The sequence below is a fragment of the Pseudoalteromonas sp. XMcav2-N genome (genome assembly GCF_024124545.1).
Lineage (GTDB): Bacteria > Pseudomonadota > Gammaproteobacteria > Enterobacterales > Alteromonadaceae > Pseudoalteromonas.
This window is the reverse complement of the sequence record NZ_JAMXSF010000018.1, coordinates 96767-118497: the sequence shown is the minus strand read 5'-3', so window position 1 is coordinate 118497 and position 21731 is coordinate 96767. Positions and strand designations below refer to the sequence as shown.

The following is a 21731-nucleotide window of genomic DNA, read 5'->3' as shown; positions in this document are numbered from 1 at the left end:
TATTGCACCCTTTTCGTTGACAGCCCTCAATAAGGAGTTGCATTTTACTGCACAACGCCCTTCATTTCTGAGCTGCCCTTATCAACCTCACCAGGTACCTTGCACCTATTCAGACTTCTGACCCCTGTAGAATTTTTCGCGGGCGAACGACCTACCGGTAGCGACGTTTAGTAATGACTAACCCAATAGTTCCAATAACTGTGGGGGCCAACCAGGCCATCAGTATCGCTTGTTCACCAAGCAGCTCAACGAACAGGTAACGCCCTCCAACTGCACTAAATGCGGTGTAAGCAGCAATGCCAGATCCAATCATCGCACTGAGATGTTCAACCACCCACTGGTTCTGTTTGACCGTCTGAGCAAACGAGTAACGCATCATCCTGATAACAATAACGAGACTGACTACACTAAATACCGTATACAAAACATGGCCGCTGCGGCTTCCAAGATATCCAACATAGAGTGCACTGCAGCATAGCGCAATATAGTTGGCTATCATATCTGGTCGCGTCAGCGATTGACGAGATGCCTTATCTTGGAGCACGCGGACACCGTGCATGACCGAAGTTAACACTAGGAAGGACAGCATAAGTAAGAAGCTGGCTCGCTCACGGGCTGTCTCGATAAAAAGTGCCTTATTTTTAGCCTGTGAGTAGCTCGCCTGATATATTGTAATCGGGTCGAGTAACACCAAAAAACAACACAAGATGCCAGACAATGCAACCAGCTGCATACTGTAAGTATATGCTCTGCCAGCCTGATTATGAGTCTTTGATCCCTTTTTAGCCAGAATTGGCACCCAGAACAGAATTAACGCACAACTGCCAACAATAATGTGAATAACGAGAGAAAACTGATGAAGATATTGCATGATTTATAGTCCTCAAATTGATGTGCATTCAGACTATGAAAAAGCGATACTTTGTTCATGTCACGAATGTCATGAAAAATCAGTGACATTCGTCATGCTTTTTTTCATGTCAGGATCTGATATAAGTACAGAGTCTCAATACAAAATATGAAGTTATCGTGCAGTCTTACTTTAAATATCAACCGTCTATGTTAATTACGGCACTCGTCACCTGGTGCGCAGTGGCCATTCCAAGCCTGCTAGCCTTGTCTGCTTTGCCAGCCTGGGCCTGGCTGCCACATGTCTTACTGTTGCCTTTCATTCTGTTGGTCACCAATGAATCACAGCACAGTTATGGTTACACAGTCAGGTATTGGCTACTCGCTGTAATGGCTATTTTAATTCATAGTGCTGGCCTCTTATTACCCAGCTCCGTGTACCTGATATACAGTGTGATGTTCATTGCAATCCTGACCTTTTATCTCACACCCACGCTGTCTTACTGCTACATCCTGCTTGCCTGCCTTGCTTATTTGCTTACTCAAACCCTATTTTGGGAGCGCTCCTGGCCTTGGGCAGAAGCTGGGATGTTTGCATCATTTCACCTTTTTTCCTTCGTAGTTAGCCACAGAATGCGGCAAGAGCGCCTTGCCAAAGAGCAAGCACAGCTCGCCAACAGCCAGCTACTGGCTACACAATCTCTGCTCAGTCAGTCTGTTTCCAGACAGGAGCGGCTCCATTTAGCCAGAGAGCTGCATGATGATGTTGGTCATCAGTTGACCAGCCTAATCGTGAACCTTGACGTTGCCAGACGAACCGCTGAAGAACCACAGAAATCTCAATTACAACAAAGCTATACTCTGGCACGAGAAACATTAGAGAAAATCCGGACTCTGGTCAGTGACAAACGTACTGAACAACCGCTTGACCTGGAAGCCGTGCTAACAGAGCTGATTAGCCATATACCCAGAATTAACGTCTCTTTGCAGTTTCGTACGCACCCACTTTTACAGAGCTTAAGCCATGCACACTGCATCTTACGAGTCTGCCAGGAAAGCATCACAAATACACTCAAACACAGCAATGCAACGCAAATGCGCATTGAATTTAGCGACTCTGACAGCATGCATTGGAGCATGAAAATTGCTGACAATGGGAATGCAACCCAAGCCTGTCAACCTGGCAATGGCTTACTTGGTCTGCAGGAGCGTGTAACTGCGCTGGGCGGCCGGTTCGATTGGCAAAGCACTCGTGAAGGTTTTGAAATACAAGTTCATTTTAGGGAAGTCCAGCAACATGATTAAAGTAAAAGTCCATATCGTCGATGATCAGGCATTAGTAAGGCAGGGTATGCAAGCACTGCTGGGACTATGTGAAGATATCCAGTGCAGTGGTAGTTCGGCAAATGGCCTGGCGTTTATCAACGACTATCAAGCTGGTCAGATTGAAGCTGATGTTGTGCTACTGGACATGCGTATGCCGGAATTGGATGGCCTGGGCGTGCTTGAGCAACTGAAGCACACGCAAAACGCCCCCAAGGTACTCATTCTGACAACCTTTGATGACACGACCAAACTCCAGCACGCCCTTGCACTTGGCGCAAACGGCTGCATGTTAAAGGATGCCGAGCTGGAGGAGCTGCACTCAGCTATCCATTCAGTGCACTCAGGTAAACTGGTGATACAAAGCGCTCTGAGCACTGTGTTCTCTCGCACAGCAAACATTCTTGACGACCTGACAGAGCGGGAAAAGCAAATACTGGTGCTCATTGCACAGGGTCACTCTAACAAAGAAATCGCAGCCCAACTTTTCAAAGCCGAAGGAACGATCCGCAATCATGTGTCCAATTTACTCAGCAAGCTGCAGGTCAGAGACAGGACCCAGGCAACGCTCAAAGCCGTCGAGCTGGGTCTGGTGCAGCAAAGTGGATAATACCACTTTCATTGCATACCTGTTCAATTTAAAGGATCAATATGGTGCTAACTGTGTTAAAAATTTCTCATTTAGAATAACTAAATAGCAAAATTTTTGTCTGGTTATCGATCCTATTTTCTCGCCTCACAATAGAACACTTAAATTAAGCAAATTGATATAACGTCAGCGTAACAAGTTGTGAGACATAACCTACACAGTTAGTGAGAAAAATAGGTTAAACCTGTAATTTTTTCATTTTGGGGACAATTGACTTGCAAGATTAGACCCCAAGCTCTAAAGTACAGCCTGACTCTACTATTGCAACGGACGCATTATGACGTATTTATTAAGATGGATCGCGAGTATCGCGTTGTTCACTCTGGCAGTGCTCACACTCACAAAGGGACAATGGGTAAATTCCGGCATGCTCGCCACTTTAGGTTTGCTGACCTTTCCACGACGCAATCAAACACATACTAGTATCAACGCAGGTTATGGACGCCAGTTATATCATAAGCATCTGGTCGCAGAATCTAATGAACGCTCTACACCAACGTTTTACTTAATCGTTTGTGTGTCACTTATTCTGATAGTTGTATTGTATCAGCTACTGACAAACTCACCGGCATGAGGCCTGCCCGCAGACAGGCCCCATTAACCAGATTCAGGTATACGGGTGTCTAGTCAAGTAAGTGAGTGCCATTATGGAACTCAAGTACCAAATTGTCACCTTCACCACAAACGCCACCTTGGTCGTATCGACATACCTCTAGCGAATCCCGGGTTGAATGCGTGATTTCCAGAGTGTGTGTGCCCTGAGGTGTTTCAAGGTGTAACTTACCGTCCACAACTGAGAATTTCCCCTCTACATTGGAGGGCACCCCCTTTGAATACATATATTCCCAGGCGCCGGTTGTTGAGGGCATCATTGCAAAAAAGTAGGGAGTCGAATCACTCTCCGATTTGAATGTCATAGTCGTCATTCCCAGCCAGCTATAGTCAAAAGCGGATACGCGCTGATGTGGTTTAACTTCGAACTTTGCAACCGTTTTACCCATAAAGAAATGTGGACCACCGTCGACTAGCTCTGAGTCAGTCTGTATCGAGACATACATGGCTTCTTCGTCTCGTGCCAGGAGTTTCAGTGTGAAAGTGCATGACACATAACATGTGTCGTCCGGGCACACAGGCACAGTGCCCAGCTCAGGATGTACTATTTTCTGCCGCTCTATTTCGCCTGCCTGAGTGAATGCCCAGGTTGCCGCCTGAAAGGCAATATTTGGGATATATACATGATCGTCATAATAGTCATAGCGAACAGTACCATTCAACCAGGTGCCTACCGCATTCTCATAACTAAACCGCGTACCTTGATCTTGGAGCATCAGTCCAGTGCGGACCATTGGCGCTGTATCATTTTGACTTTGTACATGCATAACAACACGTAACCCAATATCTGCTAATGTCTCTGCGATCCTGAATGACAGCTTCCTTTTCATGCCATCCTGCCGATATTTTAGCACTAACTGATTGCCCTTTATACGCCACTTAAAACGGCTCAAGCGCTTGTCGTGATGCACCATTTGTCCAGTTCCGTCGACGAAGAAGCGCGCGTCAACAGAACCAAACGCTGGAATATTAAACGCATCGTAAAAGGCATAATCTACGGCCGGAAGTGACCAGGTTCCCTGTGCCAGATCAACCTGCCATTCATTCATTTCGTGCTCTGGCAACAAAGTCCCGACAAAACCTCGTTCCGCAGTATCCACAACGTCCATTGTATCTGTGCGAACTACCCGTGTATGCTGGACATACTCGACACCCTTACGTGTTTGTGCTGGCTGAATACTCCATTGGTGAACTTCAGCACGAAACACCACTCCCTGCTCAGTGTACTCCCCCAGAGTTTCGGGAGATAGTAACCTTATCTGAAGCCCATCAGGGGTTTTGTACCATTCAATCGGGCTTGCGATATTACCTTCATATTGACCCACTTCGTGCTTGTTTAAGACTAATCGTACCACCGGCTCAACGAGTCCGTCACCAGTAAGAAAAAACCTTCCCTTCTTAATATGGTGTAACTCGGACAAACTCATTGCCATCCCGTTGAAGGCAACAGCCACTACCATACATCCCAGCAGTGGGAGTATTGTTCTAACTATATTCATTTTCTGACTCCTTGATTATATTTTTTATATAACGACAACAATGCTTGTTGCTTTGTCACTGTGACAGAGCTACAAACATTGTTCAATAATCAGACTACCCAGTAATCGAGAAAGCGAAAATACGGTACTTTAAGGACCAATATAGCGACGGTTGTGCTCGGCCAGTGCGCGGCGCACTTTGTTAATAATTTCACTGTCGGTGTTTGGATGAAAAGCCATACAGGCTCTTTCTCCTGATCTGTCGCGTACCTCCAGCGCAGAGGTGACCACCTCATATGGCTGGTCTATCAGCCGCAAGGCCTCATAGATTGTAAACTCAGTGGTCATCAAAAAATCGACCCGCCCTGCCAGCAGTTTTTTGGCAAGTGAGCTGGGGTCAGCTGATAAATCCAAATTCACTCCCCCTTTAAACCCCCTGGCAATCAGATATTCGTGTGCCACACTGCCTCTTACCATGGCGGTAATATAGCGTTTGGCATCGTCTAAAGAATTGAGCTGTATATCATTGCGAGAAGTTAATCTAAACAGATGCTCTTTGACAGGTCTTAACAAGGGACATGCCCACTCAAACCTTGTTTCGCGCTCGGGAGTGCGAAAAATTGAATAGATCATGGTGTTAGGCTGAGTTTGTGCTATTTTCATCGCTCTGGCCCAGGGAAATAGCAATATTTCATACCTGATCCCGGCGGCATCAAGCACTTCGCGCACTTTCTGAGTGGCCCGTCCGTCTACTTCTCCCTGCGGGTTGATAAAGTTATAAGGTACCCACTGCTCTGTAACAACATGAAGCTGAATATCAGGTTCTGAGTCCGGCACAAGCACAGGACGTGGTTCAAGACTTGCGAAGGCCAAGTGACTGAAAGACACTATGGATGCCAGTAAGGTGAAAAATACTCCCCGAAATACTGTGCAATTCGTCATGCAATCTACTTAACCTCAATACCCGCTGTCTCGACCAGATTTTGCGCAAACTTGCCAGCCATTTTTGCAATTTCTAAGCCTCTCATGCACCATGCTAGACCAAACTCTCAAACAGATCACTGCTATGATTAAAAATATCCTTCTTTTCGTCTCTTTGATGTATTGCTGGACACTTTCAGCAAACACTTCATCCCCGACAACCACTCTGACTGAACAGCAGCAAGAACAAGCATTACAACAGCTGAAAGAGCCAATGTACCGGCCGTTAATGGAACGCTATGTTCTGGATGAATTAAAATCCTTACGGCAGGATCAGCAAAAATTACGTGAAGATGTCACCTTACAGCTTACTCACAAACAGCTGGATGCAGCCGATCGGGCACTGACCTATACCACCGACACCATCAACAACGTGCTATTTATAATTACCGCTACTGCATCACTGTTGGTCCTGGCCGGTTGGAATTCTTTACGTGATATCAAAAATAAGGTAGAAGAAACGGTTAATGACCGGGTAGGAGATATCACGGCAGAGTATGAACAAAGACTAGGCACTTTGGAAGAAAAACTCAAAGAGCGCTCAGAAGAGATACTAAATAACCAGCGGAAAATCACCATTACCAATGAAATCCACTCACTATGGATGCGAGCTAATCTTGAAAGTGATATGCAGGGTAAGATTGAAATGTACGACGAAATACTCAAACGCCATCCGGATGACGTTGAGGCGCTGGTATACAAAGCCGATGCACTGCTGGAGCTGGAACAAACAGGCCCTGCGATCAACTTGTGTAATCAGGCACTGGAAATAGACAGTGACTATGGCTACGCCTACTGGCAACGTGCCTGTGCTTACGCCATGCTGGAACAACAGGCAGATGCCATAGCCGACATTAAAATGGCCCTGGCTTACTCACCAAACCTGAAAAACGAACTAACACATGAGCCGTCATTTAAGGTGCTGGAAAGTAACCCAAGCTTTAAGGAGCTGGTAGAGCACTGGTAAGTCTGTCCAGCACATAGTCAACTCTTGTTCAGCGCATCAAAGGTACCTATTCTGGTAGTCAGAAAGTGCGCTGAGAGACTGGGACTAACGAAAAAACACGACCTTTTTAATCTTACCGTCTTCAATCTGATAGCTGGTCACAAATTCAGAACGCTTATCCACAACGCCAGCTTCTTTGCTACAGATTTCAGATGTTTCATGGTCAATAACAATGGAGCCATGCGTGACCCGCTTTATAGATGTTGCTTTAAGGCAATGCATTTTCTTAAACATCAGCCCATAGCGCTCAATCAGTTTTTCTTTTCCCGTAAACATCAGCGTTTGCGGATACATATAAAACTCGACATCTTCCGCATATAGTTCAAGAAACAGACGTATGTTTTGTGCGTTATATGCCTGTATAAGTTTGTCTACGACCGCCTCGGCAGCAAGTTCCTGCTCTGTCTTTGCCAACTGGTAATCACTAGCCTGATCATCCAGCGCGGGGTTGGCGCTTCCCATAACTGAGTAAATAAGTAAGATCAGGGCGCATAGGTATTTCATAAATTACCTTTTGATGGGACAAGTTGCCCAGCAAGATAGCAAATTCGGCCAATAGAATACAGGTTCTGGGCCAGCTGGGCGCAACATTCACAGAGCTAGGTGTCAATATCGCGATACATGATTACCAGCTTACCAATATTGCTCTACCGTGATGTGCCCGGGTTTTGCACGGCGATTGCGTGTAAAGCCTAAGCTCTGTAACAATGTCGTTGTGTCTTTCACCATATCTGGATTACCGCACAACATGAACTGACTGTCCTCGGGTATCTGGTCAAACCCACAATGGCGACACAACTCTCCACTTTCCAGTAAGTTTGTAACTCGTCCGGTCAACATGTTCTCGACTGGCTCGCGGCTAACTAAAGGCACATATTTAAATTGCTTAAATATTTTTTCAGTATCCAGCAGCATATCCTGATAACACAAGTCCTGCGCATAACGTACACCGTTAACCAGCACGACTTTATCAAACCGCTTCCAGAGCTTGCCATCCCCAATCATAGACAAAAACGGACCAATCGCAGTACCGGTGCTTAGCATCCACAACACACTGGCGTCGGGCACCTCATCCAGCGTGAAAAACCCACTCGGCTTTCCTGCTACCAGAATATCATCACCAATGTCCAAAGCGGCTAGCGGAGAGGATAACTGACCGTCCGGGACTTCAATCAAAAAGAATTCAAGCAGCGGGTCCTGAGGTGCATTAACGAAAGAATATGCACGAGATACTTTTTTGTCCTCAACGGGTAATGCCAGTTTAGTAAACTGACCTGCACAAAAAGGGTCTATGTCAGCCGCTACCTTGATACTAAACAGGCTGGGTGTCCACCACAGCTTTTCGACCACTTTACCATTTACCCAGTTCGCCATATGTGCTCCCGTTCATTTTGTTATGTCAGCCTCTTAAATCTGGCATAAAGTGGGGTAAAAACAAATTTTTAAGTTAAAACCGTCAAAACGCTATGTCTTTACATCGACGCACACCAGTGCCTGGCAAGCGCTCCTGATAAAGGTCAATCGTGACTTCTTTTTAAAATACGTTGCGCCCCCCCTGATTCAGGCCGTAGCGCGACGACAGCAATGCGACAAATTCGAGGTAATCAGCTGCAATAGCCTCTGTTTGCTGCTGCATCTTACTCAGGTTTTTAACAGAACTATATGACCGAAAAGTGTCCAGCCACTGAATAAAGCGCAAGCCATGGTCTGAGATTAAATCAGGTTCAAACGTACTCAACGGACGTAATTGATCATAGGTACTTAGATCATGAGTGGCCAGCGCGACAACCAGCATATTGGCAACCACAGCCTGGGCATTACGATTGTCTTTCATTGCAAGATAATGGTCGCGCGCTTGCTGATAAGCATGTTTTGCCTCGTTATACCGGTTTATCTGCAACGCCGTATTCCCCTTGGCAACATGTAACCCGGCCAAAATTACACTTGGTAAATACCCTTCTTCTATGCCTTCTAACAAGCGAAAACCAATCGCGGGCTGTCCTGCATTACGATGAACTATCGCAATGTTAATTTTAATCAGCGCTCTGGCATCATGGGTATGAGCATAGGTTAAGGCACAACGATAATGCGTCAGCGCATCATCAGTTTGACCTGCCTTACGATAAGCAACACCAATGTTATTAATGATGTTGAGCTCTTTTCCTTCCACATCAGAAGCCAGTTTCTCGGACTGAAGTGACTGCACTACCTCCTCCACTATGGGCCAGTTTTGCAGTCGAATGGCAGCCATCAGAACATAGCGATATAACAGTGCTGTTTCAGAGCAAGTTTCTCGTTGCAGGCTTTCTTTGTGGTTTTGGTAGGTTTGTATTGCTTGATGTGGCTGGTTATAGGCCTGTATTTTAAGCGGTTCAATGGGTATAGCACATGTTGTAGGTACGGAAGTTGTCATCCCCCAAGCCAATAACATCATCGAAGAAGCCATTCTATCCGGACCTGATATTAGATACATTACCCTGAGTTTATAGTAGAGATATTAGAGCAACAAATTTCAGGCAAAAAAAAGCCGCACCAAGTGCGGCTTTTTGGGTGTGATTCGCGTTGTTTTAGGCGTGTCTCCAAAACTCTGCGATTACGTTACCAAGGAACAGGGAGGCCCTGTTAAAGGACCAAATTCTTTAAATTGATTCTAGTGCAATTTTAACCATTTCATTGAACGTGCTTTGACGATCTTCAGGCGGCGTTGCTTCGCCAGTGATCACGTGGTCACTTACTGTGAATAATGCCATTGCCTTTGCACCGTACTCAGCTGCAACGCCATACAGACCCGCCGTTTCCATATCAACAGCCAGTACGCCCAACTTATCAAGCTCAGGATAAAAGCTGCTGTCAGCCTGATAGAAAGTGTCTGTGGTGTATACATTGCCCACTTTCGCTTCAATACCAAGGCGACGTGCTGCGTTAACACCGTTTTCAAGCAGGCCAAAGTCAGCTAGCGCTGCAAAATCATAACCACGCACACGAGCGCGGTTTACGTTTGAATCTGTACTGGCACCTTGTGCGAAGATCACATCACGGATTTTGGTATCCTGATTAATACCACCACATGTACCGATACGAATTAGGTTTTTAACACCAAAGCTGACAATCAGCTCGCGAGCGTATATAGACATGGATGGAATACCCATGCCAGAGCCCATAATACTAACTGGCTTACCATTGTATGTGCCGGTAAAACCAAACATGTTGCGTACGTCCGTTACCTGACGTGCGTCTTGCAAAAAGTTTTCAGCAATGTACTTGGCACGCAGTGGGTCCCCTGGCATTAGCACCGTTTCTGCAAAATCACCTGGGTTAGCATTAATATGCGGAGTACTCATAACATGTTTCCTTTAAATCAAGCCTTAGCGAGTTTGGCTGCAAAGCCGTCACCATAATCACAAGCAGATAAGTTAAACCATTGAGCCAGTGTCTGGCCCATATCTGCGAAGCTGTTTCTTTCACCTAACGGAGTATTGTTCATTCCGTTGCGATACGCCAATACTGGCACATATTCGCGGGTGTGGTCTGTGCCCGGTGCGGTCGGATCACAACCGTGATCCGCCGTAATAAGCAGCAGATCATCGTCTTTTAACTGGTCGAGTATAGTCGGTAAATAGGCATCAAATTGTGCCAGCGCTTCTGCATATCCAACCGCATTGCGGCGGTGACCGAACTTTTCGTCAAAATCCACCAAATTGGTGAAGATCAGGCTATGGTCCGGTGCACGGTCGATGACTTCGCTGGTTTTTTCCAGCAAATTCATCAACCCAGGTGCTTTATGCTTTTGCGTAATGCCCTGATGTGCATAGATATCAGCGATTTTACCTATACTAATTACTTCACCACCATCATTCGCCAGCTTATCTAACACTGTTGGCGACGGTGGCAACACTGAGTAATCGCGACGATTACCAGTACGAATAAAGTCGGCACTCGAAGTGCCTATAAATGGCCGCGCAATCACTCGTCCTATATTCATTTCATCAAGCAGTGCCCGTGCGATTTCACATACCTGATAAAGTTTGTCAAGGCCGAATGATTGCTCATGTGCGGCTATTTGAAACACACTGTCAACTGAGGTATAGCAAATAGGCATGCCAGTTTTGACGTGCTCTTCACCCAGTTGCTCTAATATAGTTGTGCCTGATGCATAGCAGTTGCCCAAAATACCCGGGATTTCTGCACGCTTGCACAACTCATCAATAAATTCTTGCGGGAAACAAGGTTGTGTATTTGGGAAATACCCCCACTCAAATAACACAGGTACGCCTGCCATTTCCCAGTGTCCAGACGGTGTGTCTTTACCGCTGGATAATTCTTTTGCGTAGCCCCAGGCAGCTTGTGGCTCTATGCGCTCGGCGACCTCACACGTTTCTTTGCCTGCTGCTTCACATGCGGCAATCAAACCTAACTTACTTAAATTAGGTAAAGATAAGGCTTCGCCTTTCTCTTTCTTATAAGCTGCTAACAGATGAGCTAAGGTATTGGCACCAGCATCTCCAAATTTATCGGCATCAGGTGCAGCCCCTATTCCTAAGCTGTCTGCCATTAATATGATTGCTCTTGCCATAATCTACCTCTTATCTGTTTATTCTGACGCGCTGCGATTTTGTTTTTTTATCATCGATACTCGTCAGAGGGTGTTACTTTATTTGTAGCCAAAATTAACGTACAGGACATAAGTCCGCTGTCATAAAAGCATAACAAAAAACCATTTGTACCTATATTAATTAAATCTCATCACTAATTGGACCAGCGGACATAAGTCCTGTTTTGTTATAACCAAAACAATTAAATTTGATCCTTAAGCGAGGCAAAAGAGATTAATCGTGTCTTTTTTGCTATTGTGATCTTCCAACATTAACAACTGCTGGGTGTGAACTTTAGTGACACGAACAATTATAGCCATCGCCGGCGCATCTGCGTCCGGTAAGTCTCTTTTTAGTCAAACTATTTATAACGAATTAGTAAACGAACTTGAATCGGGTGCCATCGCCGTTATAGAAGAAGACGCCTATTATAAAGATCAATCGCATTTGCCGTTTGAACACAGAACTCAAACGAACTATGACCATCCGGATGCGTTTGAACATGCGTTAATGAAAGAGCATCTGACGCAACTGCGTCAAGGTAAGTCTGTACAAGTACCGACTTATGACTATGCTCAACATACACGCAGTAGTGAGACACGCACGGTAAACCCGGCAAAGATTTTAGTCGTTGAAGGGATCTTACTGTTAAGCGATCCAGCATTAATCGAAGAATTTGATATCAAGGTTTTTATTGATACGCCGCTTGATATCTGTCTGCTGCGAAGAATGCAACGAGACATAGAAACTCGCGGTAGAAGTATCTCTTCGGTGGTTGAGCAATATCAGGCAACGGTAAGACCTATGTTTTACCAGTTTATTGAGCCTTCAAAGCACAATGCCGACTTGGTCGTTACCCGTGGCGGTATGAATCGCGTTGCGATTGATATTATTAAAAGTAAAATAAAATATTTACTGCAAGAATAATACGGGAACAATCTGGCATGACAACAATAATGAGCTTAGTCGGCATGTTAATGCTACTAGCCATCGCCTACGCAGCTTCCACCAAGCGTAGTGCCATTAATTATCGAACCGTGGGTATCGCATTTATCATGCAAATACTCATTGGTGGCTTTGTACTTTTCGTAGAAGCCGGTAAAAACGCGCTTGCGGCCATGTCGAAGGCTGTTTCATCTGTCATTGGTTACGCCAATGACGGGATCAGTTTTCTGTTTGGCCCGTTAGCGGGTGCAGACAATATAGGGTTTATTTTTGCGATCCAGGTACTGCCGGTGATCGTATTCTTCTCCGCCTTAGTGGGTGTGTTATACCACATCGGCATTATGGAGTGGATCATCAAAATCTTAGGGGGTGGTCTACAAAAGCTGCTGAAGACGTCCAGACCAGAATCTTTGTCGGCAACGGCAAATATTTTTGTGGGACAAACCGAAGCACCTTTAATTGTAAAACCTTTTATCCCTAAGATGACCCAGTCAGAGCTTTTTGCCGTCATGGTAGGTGGTCTGGCAACGGTAGCAGGGTCAGTCATGGCTGGCTATGTAGCTATCGGGGTTGAACTTAAATATCTGATCGCAGCCAGCTTTATGGCGGCGCCAGGTGGTTTCCTGATGGCCAAGATGATTGTGCCGGAAACCGAAAAGCCGAAAGAAAACCTGGCAGAGGTTGATAGCGGCGACGACAAACCGGTTAATGTGATCGACGCTGCTGCCGCAGGTGCGTCAAGTGGTATGCATTTGGCATTAAATGTCGGTGCAATGCTACTGGCCTTTGTTGCTTTGATTGCACTCTTAAACGGTTTATTAGGCGGTATTGGTGGTTTCTTTGACCATCCGACACTGACATTACAAGAGATTTTAGGCTATGTATTTGCTCCGGTTGCCTGGATGTTAGGCGTACCTTGGGCAGAAGCCACTCAGGCGGGCAGCTTTATCGGCCAGAAACTGGTTGTGAATGAGTTCGTTGCTTACCTGGACTTTATGAATTATCGCGACACGTTAAGTGAGCACACACAAGCGATTGTCACATTCGCGTTATGTGGATTTGCTAACTTGTCATCGATAGCCATCTTACTAGGCGGACTGGGCGGTATGGCGCCAAGTCGACGAAAGGATATCGCACGCTTAGGGCTCAGGGCGGTTTTAGCAGGGTCTATGGCTAACCTAATGAGCGCAGCAATTGCAGGGTTTTTCCTCTCGCTAGCTTAGAAACTTAATGAGATAAGCCTCAGTTGCAAAACAATTGGTTGGTTGCTTTAAGGGGTTAGAGTAACCAAACTAACTTGAACGATACTTCACCAAAGGGCCTTTATGGCCCTTTTATCGTTTCTGAAGTACGATTCTTTACCATCCGATAGGTTTCCTGTGCATGCAGGTAAAGCCCTTTCACAATTCGATAAAACCCCCAAATAAGCAGCAGTGGCATTAAGATCAGGTCAAACAGATTTACCGCCAGCGTACTTACCAAATAGTGTGACAAAGCATTTTGCTGATATCTGACATGCTTAGGTGACACTTTCTCCAGCTCATGGATACTCGACTCTGCTTTATCTTTTAGTGACGCTTTATTTTGCCCGTACGTGACATCCTGATGATATTGCAATAATGCTGTGCGACCCGTCGTTTTGTAACTGGCACTGACGGAGTGACTAATGGCCCCACTAATATGAATAGCATAAGGCAGTATCAGGTGGAGCATAACAAAAGTGAGTAGTAAGCCTTCACACACTCGCTTAAGCACCGCGCACATAACGACGGGAAAACCAAATAGTTCAGCACACAGCCATATAGTCGCGCCGCTCAAAGTAACCACCAACAACGGCATAACGATGACATGGGCCGCTTCACTGAGTAAGGATAGGATCTCCACGGCAACCAGTGACGCAAGGTTCAGGTTGATGCCTTGTTGCAGATAGTGTGTAACCGTCGCGATCATATTGCCAACATCCACTTTAAACTCGGCAATAAACGACACCCCAACCTGACTGCTTTCGACGACTTTAAGCAGACCATTGATCTCGGCCAGATAAAACAAATCGTCTAATGCCTGCACCTCCACATGATGCAGATACGCCTGATTGCTGAGGTATAACGCATCCGGACGGTGCTGCCAGTCATGGTAGTGAAGCATGACCAAAGTTAAAAAGCTCACCACAACCAGCAGTAAAAGAGCCCGCATTATTGTGTGCTCATGTTGCCAAAGCTGTTTCGCAAAGTTCATGATTTTGCTCCCTTACTTGTGCACTTCATTGCAGCAAGCCCTGATTCACCGGCTATCACCACATCAATATCAACCTGAGTCTGCACCCCGGCAACTCGTGCAGAATCTGAATATTGCCACAGCCACCACGCATGCGCCTGCTCTGGCACACTGGGACTGTCGGCGTAATCGGCTAACCAAAAAGGTTGGTTGGCAAATTGATCCGATAAATTCTGTTGCCAATAATCTCCATAACTATAGAGGATAGTCTGACACCCGATACGCTTCTCAACGGCCGCAATGAATTTAGCAACTCCACTGCTGATCTGCTGTGAAGATCGATTACTGGTGATCTCCACATCCAACATAGGCATCAATGTCAGTCCCAGCCCCTGCACAGTCGTCACAAAGTTGTCGACCTGCTTAATGGGATCATCGTCTGGTTCAAAGAAATGGTACGCCCCGACCTTCAGGCCTGCCGCCTGAGCGCCTTTGAAATGTGAATAGAAGTCCGGGTCCCGATAAGTAATGCCATCAGTCGCCTTGATATAAACAAACTGCACTCCGGCTTGTGCCACCTGCTGCCAATCGACAACCCCCTGATAATGTGACACATCGATCCCCAGCACGGCCTTGGCATCTGGGTTACTGAGATAGTGCTGTAAGTTTTTTGGAAACAGGAGCTGACTGGGTTTGTCTGTCTGTGGCGCTGGCGGCATAAACCCAGGTCGAACAAAATAGAAAAAGCAGGCAATGACCGTGAAAAACACAAACACCATAGGTGAGTCATGTTCAAGGGTTTTGCTGGAGAGCATTGTGTGTCCTTATTCTTAAAATAGTGCTACCACGCGGTTAGCATCTAGTTTAGTCAAAGGAAACAAATTTGTCTGATGAGAAATCTGAAAAAATTCGAGCACCGAACAGGCTGGATAGGATCTCCAGCCCATTTATACTAATGTGATTACTTATTGTTTAAGCTGTGCTTTTGCTTGTTCAACTTTATCATAATCAAGACCAAGCTCCTGTACTGCTTCTTTTATCAGTGCTGGATTTTGCATCACAAGCGCCATCAACTGCTGAAGTTTGTCAGCAGGAATGTTCAACTGCTGAACAACGGCCATGGCCATTAGCGGGTTTTCGGTCAATGCCTGAAATACTTCATTGATTTTTTCGTCACTGATGTTGTGCTCTTTGAGCAAGGCAATAATTGGATTCATGTGTTTTATCCTATTTTAATCTTGTGTTAGTTCGTTACGGCACAATACGGCGCCATAAAATCCGTCAAACTCTGAGTTTATTCCCGGCAGCAAACTCAGTTCCTGTTGTAGAATCCAGTCAGGATTTGCATCCAAAAACTGAGCGACTTGCTGTTGATTTTCAACCGGCAATACTGAACAGGTTGCATACACCAGCTTGCCACCAGGGCGGCACATTTGACTGTATCTTTGCAGCAGATCAGCTTGTAGCGCAATAAGCTCATCGACACTCGGCTCCGTCAGGTGCCATTTACTGTCTGGGTTGCGTCGCAAAACACCGGTACCGGAGCAGGGCACATCAAGTAAAACCCGGTCGAATTTATCTTTAAGACGTTTAATAGTCTTATTATTTTTAATAAGCCGCGTCTCTATCATATGACAACCAGCACGCTTGGCCCGCTTTTTCAGATTATCAAGCTTGTGCTGATGAATATCCATAGACAATAAACGGCCTTTGTTTTTCATCAAGGCTGCCAGGTGCAGGCTCTTTCCCCCCGCTCCGGCGCAGGCATCAACTACCTTCATGCCTGGCGCAACATCTAATAGAGGGGCAATCTGTTGAGACCCCGCATCCTGCATTTCGCATTCACCCGACTGAAACGCGCTGGATTTAAACAGCTTATCGACTGCCTGAATAGTCAGTGCATCCGGCAATTCTGGAGAAACTAACTCACAGGCGATATGTTCCTGCTCTAACTTACTGGCCAGGGCGCCTGCCGAGGCTTTTAAGGTGTTAGCCCTGAGGTAATAACCCGTTGGGCAATTTAAAGCTTCAGCCACAACAGGCCACTGCTGTCCAAGTTGAGAACCCCCCAGTGTATCCAGCCAATCAGGATAACTAAGCCGGATAGCCTGCGGTGCATTCTGAAGCCGCTCTTGCAGGTCAGACTTTGACAAGTCGCGCATTTCTGGCCAGTCAGGGATGTGCTCATCATTGAGCAGCTGATACGCCTGCCAGATGGGCCAAAACTCCTGCTCACTAACGTTACTAAGGTATGCCAGCTTGCGTACAAAACGCACTAAATCATACAGGGTCGTTACAAAATAGCCTTTGTCTTCACGACGCCAATGCGGATTATCATGTATATGGTGCTGAATGACTTTATCAGCATATAAAGATTGCTGGAAAATACTGTTAAATGCGGTGTGTAAAGTACTGATAAGTTGACGATCAACGGTCACGCGGTGTTCTCTGCCTGCAAATACTGAAGGGGAATTGTAGCGCTTTTATCGAGCTCAGACCATATGTGGTTTACTGCCAGAGAGTGCCATATTTAAAGGACCTATGTCTTTTCAAAAATCTCCCCATCAAAATAACGTATTCACTCTCACTGAAACAATTTGACAACATATCGAATGTCATGCCAAACTGACCGTACCTACAATAGGAAATTCGTAGGTTACTTATAATATGATTAATTAAGGAAATAAGTCATGAAATTACAAGTAAAAAAACCAAGCTAAAGGCGTTATCTCAGTCTCAGCAGTTAAGCCTGGCACAAACGCCTAACGTTGCAGGCGGCACCATCGAACCTGATAGCAGCTACCCAAGCTACCGAAATTGCCCGCCACCAACCGACACAGATACCATTGCGACAAGCCCGGGCCCTGGTCAGTACTGCGTCGTCACAGGTCCGTGTACTGACTTCAACTAATCACCGGACAATGCAACTTCTGCCAAAGAGGTTGCATTTCCAGAGTCTTGCAGAGTATCCCCGCCTGCAAAGTGAGCGCCTATTACCTTTCCTAACCTACTAAGTGAACAGTGTAACAGCACCTGAGCAAGGTACTTCTAGCATGCTCTAGGATCCCTGCGACGAGTTTTAATACCAATTTGCTTAATTAAGTGTTCTGTTTTGAGGCGAGAAAATATCGTCGATAACCAGGCAAAAATTTGTGAACTCATACCTTAGGTAAAGGTTCTAAATGAGAAATTTTTAACGCCATTAGCGGCATATTTGCTCCTTCAAATTGAACAGGTATTAAGTGAAATTGGTATAAGTCCTAACAGATTCAAACGCCACGAAAGGCGGCGTTTATTGGTATTTCTCATGCGCAGCCTTATTTACATCTGAAAACAAATCAGCCAGCTTTGAATACAAATAAAGCCTTTTGTCCACAATACAAGAACATCCATATCTGTTAGAATGCTATTTAGCTTTAATGTGCACGGAAATAACTATTATAAATTGGAGAAAAGATGAAGTTTAAAGGACTTTTTTTAGCTGTCAGTACTGCAATTACGCTCTCTGCTTGCGGTGGATCATCCGGCGATAAGGCAGTTGTGGGTAATGAACAACAAACAAAAGCCAATGCCTCAAAGCCGGATCAAGGCAATTCAACCACAGCGTTTTCAGTGACAACTACGCTCATCAACGACTGTAGCGCAATTCCTAACCCCACAGTTGCCGATGTCATTTTCCATAATGCCAGTGGCCAGGTTCTTGCCAGTGCTAAAACAGGTGCAGACGGCAAACTCGCGCAAACGCTACCTGAGAACACACATCATGTCTCTTTAGTTGCCAAGAGTACAGATGACCAGACACTGCACACTCAGCTCTATACCTTACTGGATGTAACCAACACAGATTACGGCATAATCGAGTTTGATCAAAAGCCAAGCTGTGACTGCCCTCGGAAAAATGTGGACCTCAGTGCCCTTTCTGCCAGTCAGCCAGACTACTATATCAGCGGCTTTATCGGAGACGAGATCTCGTTGCAAAACCCAAATCCAGCTACGGCCTATTTATGTACCGATAGTAAGAATGCAATCCTGCATATCAGCAATGAAGACTACAGTGATGTACGTGGCGGCCTGTTTAATCTGGAAGGAGACGGGCTACTTGAATTAACCGATGACGCCTTTGATAGCCAAGGTGTGAGGGTAAACATAGCCGCTTTACCCTTCGCGAACACAGATTATCCCAATTCTCGCGTATTTCTGAGCTCATTTAATGATAAAGAAGAGCTCAGCGCTCAGTTCACCCTGGGCTCAAACCAGCGAAATAAGTTTATCTTCCCGGACCTTGCCACCATCAGCTATGCTTACAACTCAGTTACTGAGCATACTTATTTGCCGGGCTTTGATATGTACACCTCATCAGCGACCGTAAACACCATTGCTGATGACGGCCAGCCTGGTAGAACGGCGCCTTTGCTATTCAATAGCGCTTTTCAAAATGCGTTCGAGCAATTTGCACAGTCCATGGCGGACCAATACAGCGGGAATCTGTTCGATTATGATTTTTCGGGCGTGGATTCACGAGTTAACATGGTTGCCATTACATTGCTATGGGAAGACACTGTCAATGGTAAAGTCCGATGGGAAGTCATGAGTAAACCTCAGGCGACCATTCCCGATTTCGAATTTGGTACCAGTGTGAATACCAATATCACCTCAGTTGAGGGGATTGAGATAAACCTGGATGTCGCTGCCCTGAATTTTTCGGGTGAATTTGAGGATCTCAGGCGGGAGTTTCAAAAAGGGAATGCTGGTAACGTATACACAGATACATCGCTCTTAAAAGGTGCAGCCGTTTACAGTTTTGAAATCGATGTATCTGAATAATTGTCTAACTGCACCAAAATACATGACATTTCCCGACACCAACAGGGTTGCTGATTAAATGAACACGACACACTAATGACGGGATAAAGACGGCCAGATCGCACAACGACTGGCCGTTTTGTTTTATGTGCTCCAGCCGCGTTTAGCAAAGCCCGGTAAAACTGGCTTAGCCCTATCACATCACCGTAAAAAAGACATGCTATCTTGTTGACACAACGGGTGCCTCGACGCCATTGATAAAAAATGAATGTGACGATGCGCTGTTGCGCTTGCTAAGATTAACTGAACGGGGCACAACAAGGACAAAGACATGCCATCTGCATTGATCGAAATCGGCTTACCTGTCGCACTGATATTTATTATGGCTGGCGTGGGCCTTAGCCTGAAAATGGCAGACTTTCAGCGCGTGTTTTTGCAACCCAAAAGCTTTTTCATCGGGGCACTGTGTCAGCTGATTCTACTTCCCTTGCTTGCCATTGCTGTTATTGCGATCACAGGGCTTACAGGAGAGCTGGCAATTGGCTTATTTATTCTGGCTTTATGCCCGGGTGGGACAACCTCCAACCTCTATTCGTATCTGGCCAAAGGGGATGTCGGTCTGTCGGTATCTTTAACTGCCGTGATAGGGTTTATCACCCCATTTAGTTTGCCATTTTTGGCTGCATGGGCAATCGGATATTATGGGCAAAACGATACCCTGATTGAGTTCCCTATTTTAAAGGCCTGGTTGCAGCTTATTGTGGTTGGTGTTCTGCCAGTTCTGGTTGGCATGGCTGTCAATGCAAAGTGGCATCGCTTTGCTAAATCAGCCAGCCCCTATATCAGCTGGTTTTCAGTCGTAGTATTGCTTCTGGTGATAGTCAGTATTTGTATTCAACTGGGCGATAAGTTGGTTGATTACCTGATCAAGGCGGGTCCTTCTGTGATCACCTTAAACCTGATTTCTATGATTATGGGGTTTTTGGTCGCGCGTATTTTATTGCGAAGCGATACACAGACCCGCACCATTACCCTTGAGGTTGGCCTACAAAATGGCACTCTCGCCCTTTTGGTAACTACCGGTCTGTTGGGCAATGAAGTGATGTCTATAGCACCAAGCATCTACAGCTTGTTTATGTTTATCAGTGCCGGGCTGTTTACCGCCTGGGCCGTCAAGCGGTAAAAACAATCCTAGCACACCGTGCAATTACCAATTGTCGCAGCAACCCGTACTGGAATTTTGGTCTGGCTTCATACCAGCATTCAAAGATATGGGGCTGGCTGTGAGGCCATATTTTTCCCTCACGTCATCAACGAAACGACGCCTTGAGCTTCTGTCCCGCTCGTGCGGGGCAAATGGAGCACTCACACCATCTAGTAAATTAACGGCAAAAGTTAAAACTTCACGGTCTGCTTGGCCCAACTTTTTCAGGTCACAAAGCTCGTTTATTTTGATAATGGCAAACTCTTTAGCAGCGATGTCTTCTGGCAAACCAGTGCAAGTGCACAAGCCATAAGTGCCATCTAAAAAGTGTTGCCACTCTTGTGCAATATGATCAGAAAGAAAGGTCGTTAACTTAGGGTGATTTGAACTATATCCAAGACAATTAAGTCGGGTAAGCATATTTCGGTAACGGGCAGAAAATATCTCATAGGCCTGTGCTTTATTTTGTTCCTTTCTAATAGCATTCAACCACAGCGCGTAGCCCTTCGCGTAATACTCCAGTGTATGATTTTCTTTAAAATGACCAAAGAACGAATCACAGTTTAAGTTGAGACTAAGCGTATAAGAAGCTCTGGGCATCAATTTGTTATCTTGGAGTGCTTTGAGCATTTGGTCAGAAATATCTGCTATCTCAAGCAACTTTTGTGTCGTGTAAAATGTGGTATCGAGGTATTTAAACAGTACCAATGTCATTACTCCTTTGTGCCTCAATTAGCCTCGTAAGCAAGTGTTCAAACGGGCTGTATTTTATGCAATGAAACTCAACTGATCAGCGAAGTGAAAGCGTCATAACCACCGAGCTTTTTGACAGTCTACAAAATGACTCAGACCATGCTTCGATGGTGATCGAACTATGGCTGGATGAAAATCGGATATAGTCACGGCCAATGCTGTTATTAACTTACAACCACCAACCCAAGTTTGAGACATGACAGGCACGATTAGGCAATACCGCGATAGATTGGCCGTAGCTATTGATAGCAGAGCTTAAAGCGCTAAACTTAGAGAAAGCTTGGCAAGTCTTTTGGGGTGAGTACGCACGTCAAACCTGTTG

21 protein-coding genes are annotated in these 21731 nt (G+C 45.6%); 8 read left to right on the top strand and 13 right to left on the bottom strand.

The window, feature by feature from the left end:
• Positions 1 to 151 precede the first annotated feature (151 nt).
• Positions 152 to 871, bottom strand: a complete 720-nt coding sequence (locus NH568_RS19965) for a hypothetical protein (RefSeq protein ID WP_253050217.1) — start codon at positions 869 to 871, stop codon at positions 152 to 154.
• Between the two features lie 158 nt (positions 872 to 1029).
• On the opposite strand from NH568_RS19965, the gene NH568_RS24270 reads away from it, so the two are divergent.
• The 3 genes from NH568_RS24270 to NH568_RS19950 all read left to right on the top strand — a co-directional run bounded on the left by NH568_RS24270 (position 1030) and on the right by NH568_RS19950 (position 3395).
• On the top strand, positions 1030 to 2154 hold the full coding sequence (locus NH568_RS24270) for a histidine kinase (RefSeq protein ID WP_253050215.1): 1125 nt from the start codon (positions 1030 to 1032) through the stop codon (positions 2152 to 2154).
• Positions 2147 to 2782 carry a response regulator transcription factor gene (locus tag NH568_RS19955; RefSeq protein ID WP_253050213.1) on the top strand — a complete coding sequence of 212 codons (636 nt, stop codon included), beginning with the start codon at positions 2147 to 2149 and terminating at the stop codon, positions 2780 to 2782. Before NH568_RS24270 ends, NH568_RS19955 begins: the two co-directional genes overlap by 8 nt.
• Positions 2783 to 3098: 316 nt before the next feature.
• The gene (locus tag NH568_RS19950; protein WP_253050211.1) at positions 3099 to 3395 is read left to right on the top strand and encodes a hypothetical protein; all 297 of its coding nucleotides are present in this window, start codon (positions 3099 to 3101) and stop codon (positions 3393 to 3395) included.
• Between the two features lie 49 nt (positions 3396 to 3444).
• Here NH568_RS19950 and NH568_RS19945 read toward each other — a convergent pair whose 3' ends face one another.
• Together NH568_RS19945 and NH568_RS19940 are read right to left on the bottom strand one after the other, a co-directional pair.
• The gene (locus NH568_RS19945; protein WP_253050209.1) at positions 3445 to 4932 is read right to left on the bottom strand and encodes a hypothetical protein; all 1488 of its coding nucleotides are present in this window, start codon (positions 4930 to 4932) and stop codon (positions 3445 to 3447) included.
• A gap of 129 nt (positions 4933 to 5061) precedes the next feature.
• The gene (locus NH568_RS19940; protein ID WP_253050207.1) at positions 5062 to 5853 is read right to left on the bottom strand and encodes a transporter substrate-binding domain-containing protein; all 792 of its coding nucleotides are present in this window, start codon (positions 5851 to 5853) and stop codon (positions 5062 to 5064) included.
• Positions 5854 to 6010: 157 nt separating this feature from the next.
• On the opposite strand from NH568_RS19940, the gene NH568_RS19935 reads away from it, so the two are divergent.
• Entirely contained in the window at positions 6011 to 6859 is an 849-nt protein-coding gene (locus NH568_RS19935; protein WP_171045399.1) for a tetratricopeptide repeat protein, read from the top strand.
• An 84-nt stretch (positions 6860 to 6943) separates the two neighbouring features.
• On the opposite strand, the gene NH568_RS19930 is transcribed toward NH568_RS19935, so the two are convergent.
• The 5 genes from NH568_RS19930 to NH568_RS19910 all read right to left on the bottom strand — a co-directional run bounded on the left by NH568_RS19930 (position 6944) and on the right by NH568_RS19910 (position 11471).
• A complete protein-coding gene (locus NH568_RS19930; RefSeq protein ID WP_253050205.1) occupies positions 6944 to 7402 on the bottom strand; it encodes a nuclear transport factor 2 family protein in 459 nt (152 codons plus the stop codon).
• 129 nt (positions 7403 to 7531) lie between these two features.
• Complete coding sequence (locus NH568_RS19925) at positions 7532 to 8272, bottom strand: ferredoxin--NADP reductase (RefSeq protein WP_253050203.1); 741 nt, start codon at positions 8270 to 8272, stop codon at positions 7532 to 7534.
• A gap of 160 nt (positions 8273 to 8432) precedes the next feature.
• Positions 8433 to 9344 (bottom strand): tetratricopeptide repeat protein, encoded by a 912-nt coding sequence (locus tag NH568_RS19920; RefSeq protein WP_253050201.1) that lies wholly within the window; start codon positions 9342 to 9344, stop codon positions 8433 to 8435.
• A 193-nt stretch (positions 9345 to 9537) separates the two neighbouring features.
• Complete coding sequence (gene deoD, locus NH568_RS19915; RefSeq protein ID WP_253050199.1) at positions 9538 to 10239, bottom strand: purine-nucleoside phosphorylase; 702 nt, start codon at positions 10237 to 10239, stop codon at positions 9538 to 9540.
• Positions 10240 to 10256: 17 nt separating this feature from the next.
• Complete coding sequence (locus NH568_RS19910) at positions 10257 to 11471, bottom strand: phosphopentomutase (RefSeq protein WP_253050197.1); 1215 nt, start codon at positions 11469 to 11471, stop codon at positions 10257 to 10259.
• 316 nt (positions 11472 to 11787) lie between these two features.
• On the opposite strand from NH568_RS19910, the gene udk reads away from it, so the two are divergent.
• Entirely contained in the window at positions 11788 to 12417 is a 630-nt protein-coding gene (gene udk / locus NH568_RS19905; RefSeq protein WP_049865267.1) for a uridine kinase, read from the top strand.
• Between the two features lie 17 nt (positions 12418 to 12434).
• Entirely contained in the window at positions 12435 to 13658 is a 1224-nt protein-coding gene (locus NH568_RS19900) for a NupC/NupG family nucleoside CNT transporter (RefSeq protein ID WP_054013532.1), read from the top strand.
• A 100-nt stretch (positions 13659 to 13758) separates the two neighbouring features.
• On the opposite strand, the gene NH568_RS19895 is transcribed toward NH568_RS19900, so the two are convergent.
• The 4 genes from NH568_RS19895 to NH568_RS24265 all read right to left on the bottom strand — a co-directional run bounded on the left by NH568_RS19895 (position 13759) and on the right by NH568_RS24265 (position 17087).
• Entirely contained in the window at positions 13759 to 14670 is a 912-nt protein-coding gene (locus NH568_RS19895) for a hypothetical protein (RefSeq protein WP_253050195.1), read from the bottom strand.
• The gene (locus tag NH568_RS19890) at positions 14667 to 15464 is read right to left on the bottom strand and encodes a glycoside hydrolase family 25 protein (protein WP_253050193.1); all 798 of its coding nucleotides are present in this window, start codon (positions 15462 to 15464) and stop codon (positions 14667 to 14669) included. Before NH568_RS19890 ends, NH568_RS19895 begins: the two co-directional genes overlap by 4 nt.
• A gap of 150 nt (positions 15465 to 15614) precedes the next feature.
• Entirely contained in the window at positions 15615 to 15866 is a 252-nt protein-coding gene (locus tag NH568_RS19885; protein WP_046004601.1) for a DUF2999 family protein, read from the bottom strand.
• A gap of 15 nt (positions 15867 to 15881) precedes the next feature.
• Positions 15882 to 17087 (bottom strand): RsmB/NOP family class I SAM-dependent RNA methyltransferase, encoded by a 1206-nt coding sequence (locus NH568_RS24265; protein WP_253050191.1) that lies wholly within the window; start codon positions 17085 to 17087, stop codon positions 15882 to 15884.
• A gap of 1018 nt (positions 17088 to 18105) precedes the next feature.
• Here NH568_RS24265 and NH568_RS19875 point away from each other — a divergent pair.
• Positions 18106 to 19473: a hypothetical protein gene (locus NH568_RS19875; protein WP_253050189.1), complete on the top strand. Its 1368-nt coding sequence runs from the start codon at positions 18106 to 18108 to the stop codon at positions 19471 to 19473.
• Between the two features lie 310 nt (positions 19474 to 19783).
• Positions 19784 to 20635, top strand: coding sequence for a bile acid:sodium symporter (locus NH568_RS19870; RefSeq protein WP_253050187.1), 852 nt, complete (start codon positions 19784 to 19786; stop codon positions 20633 to 20635).
• 24 nt (positions 20636 to 20659) lie between these two features.
• Here the strand turns inward: NH568_RS19870 and NH568_RS19865 are convergent, their stop codons facing one another.
• On the bottom strand, positions 20660 to 21370 hold the full coding sequence (locus tag NH568_RS19865) for a DUF6058 family natural product biosynthesis protein (RefSeq protein WP_253050185.1): 711 nt from the start codon (positions 21368 to 21370) through the stop codon (positions 20660 to 20662).
• Between the last annotated feature and the right edge of the window lie 361 nt (positions 21371 to 21731).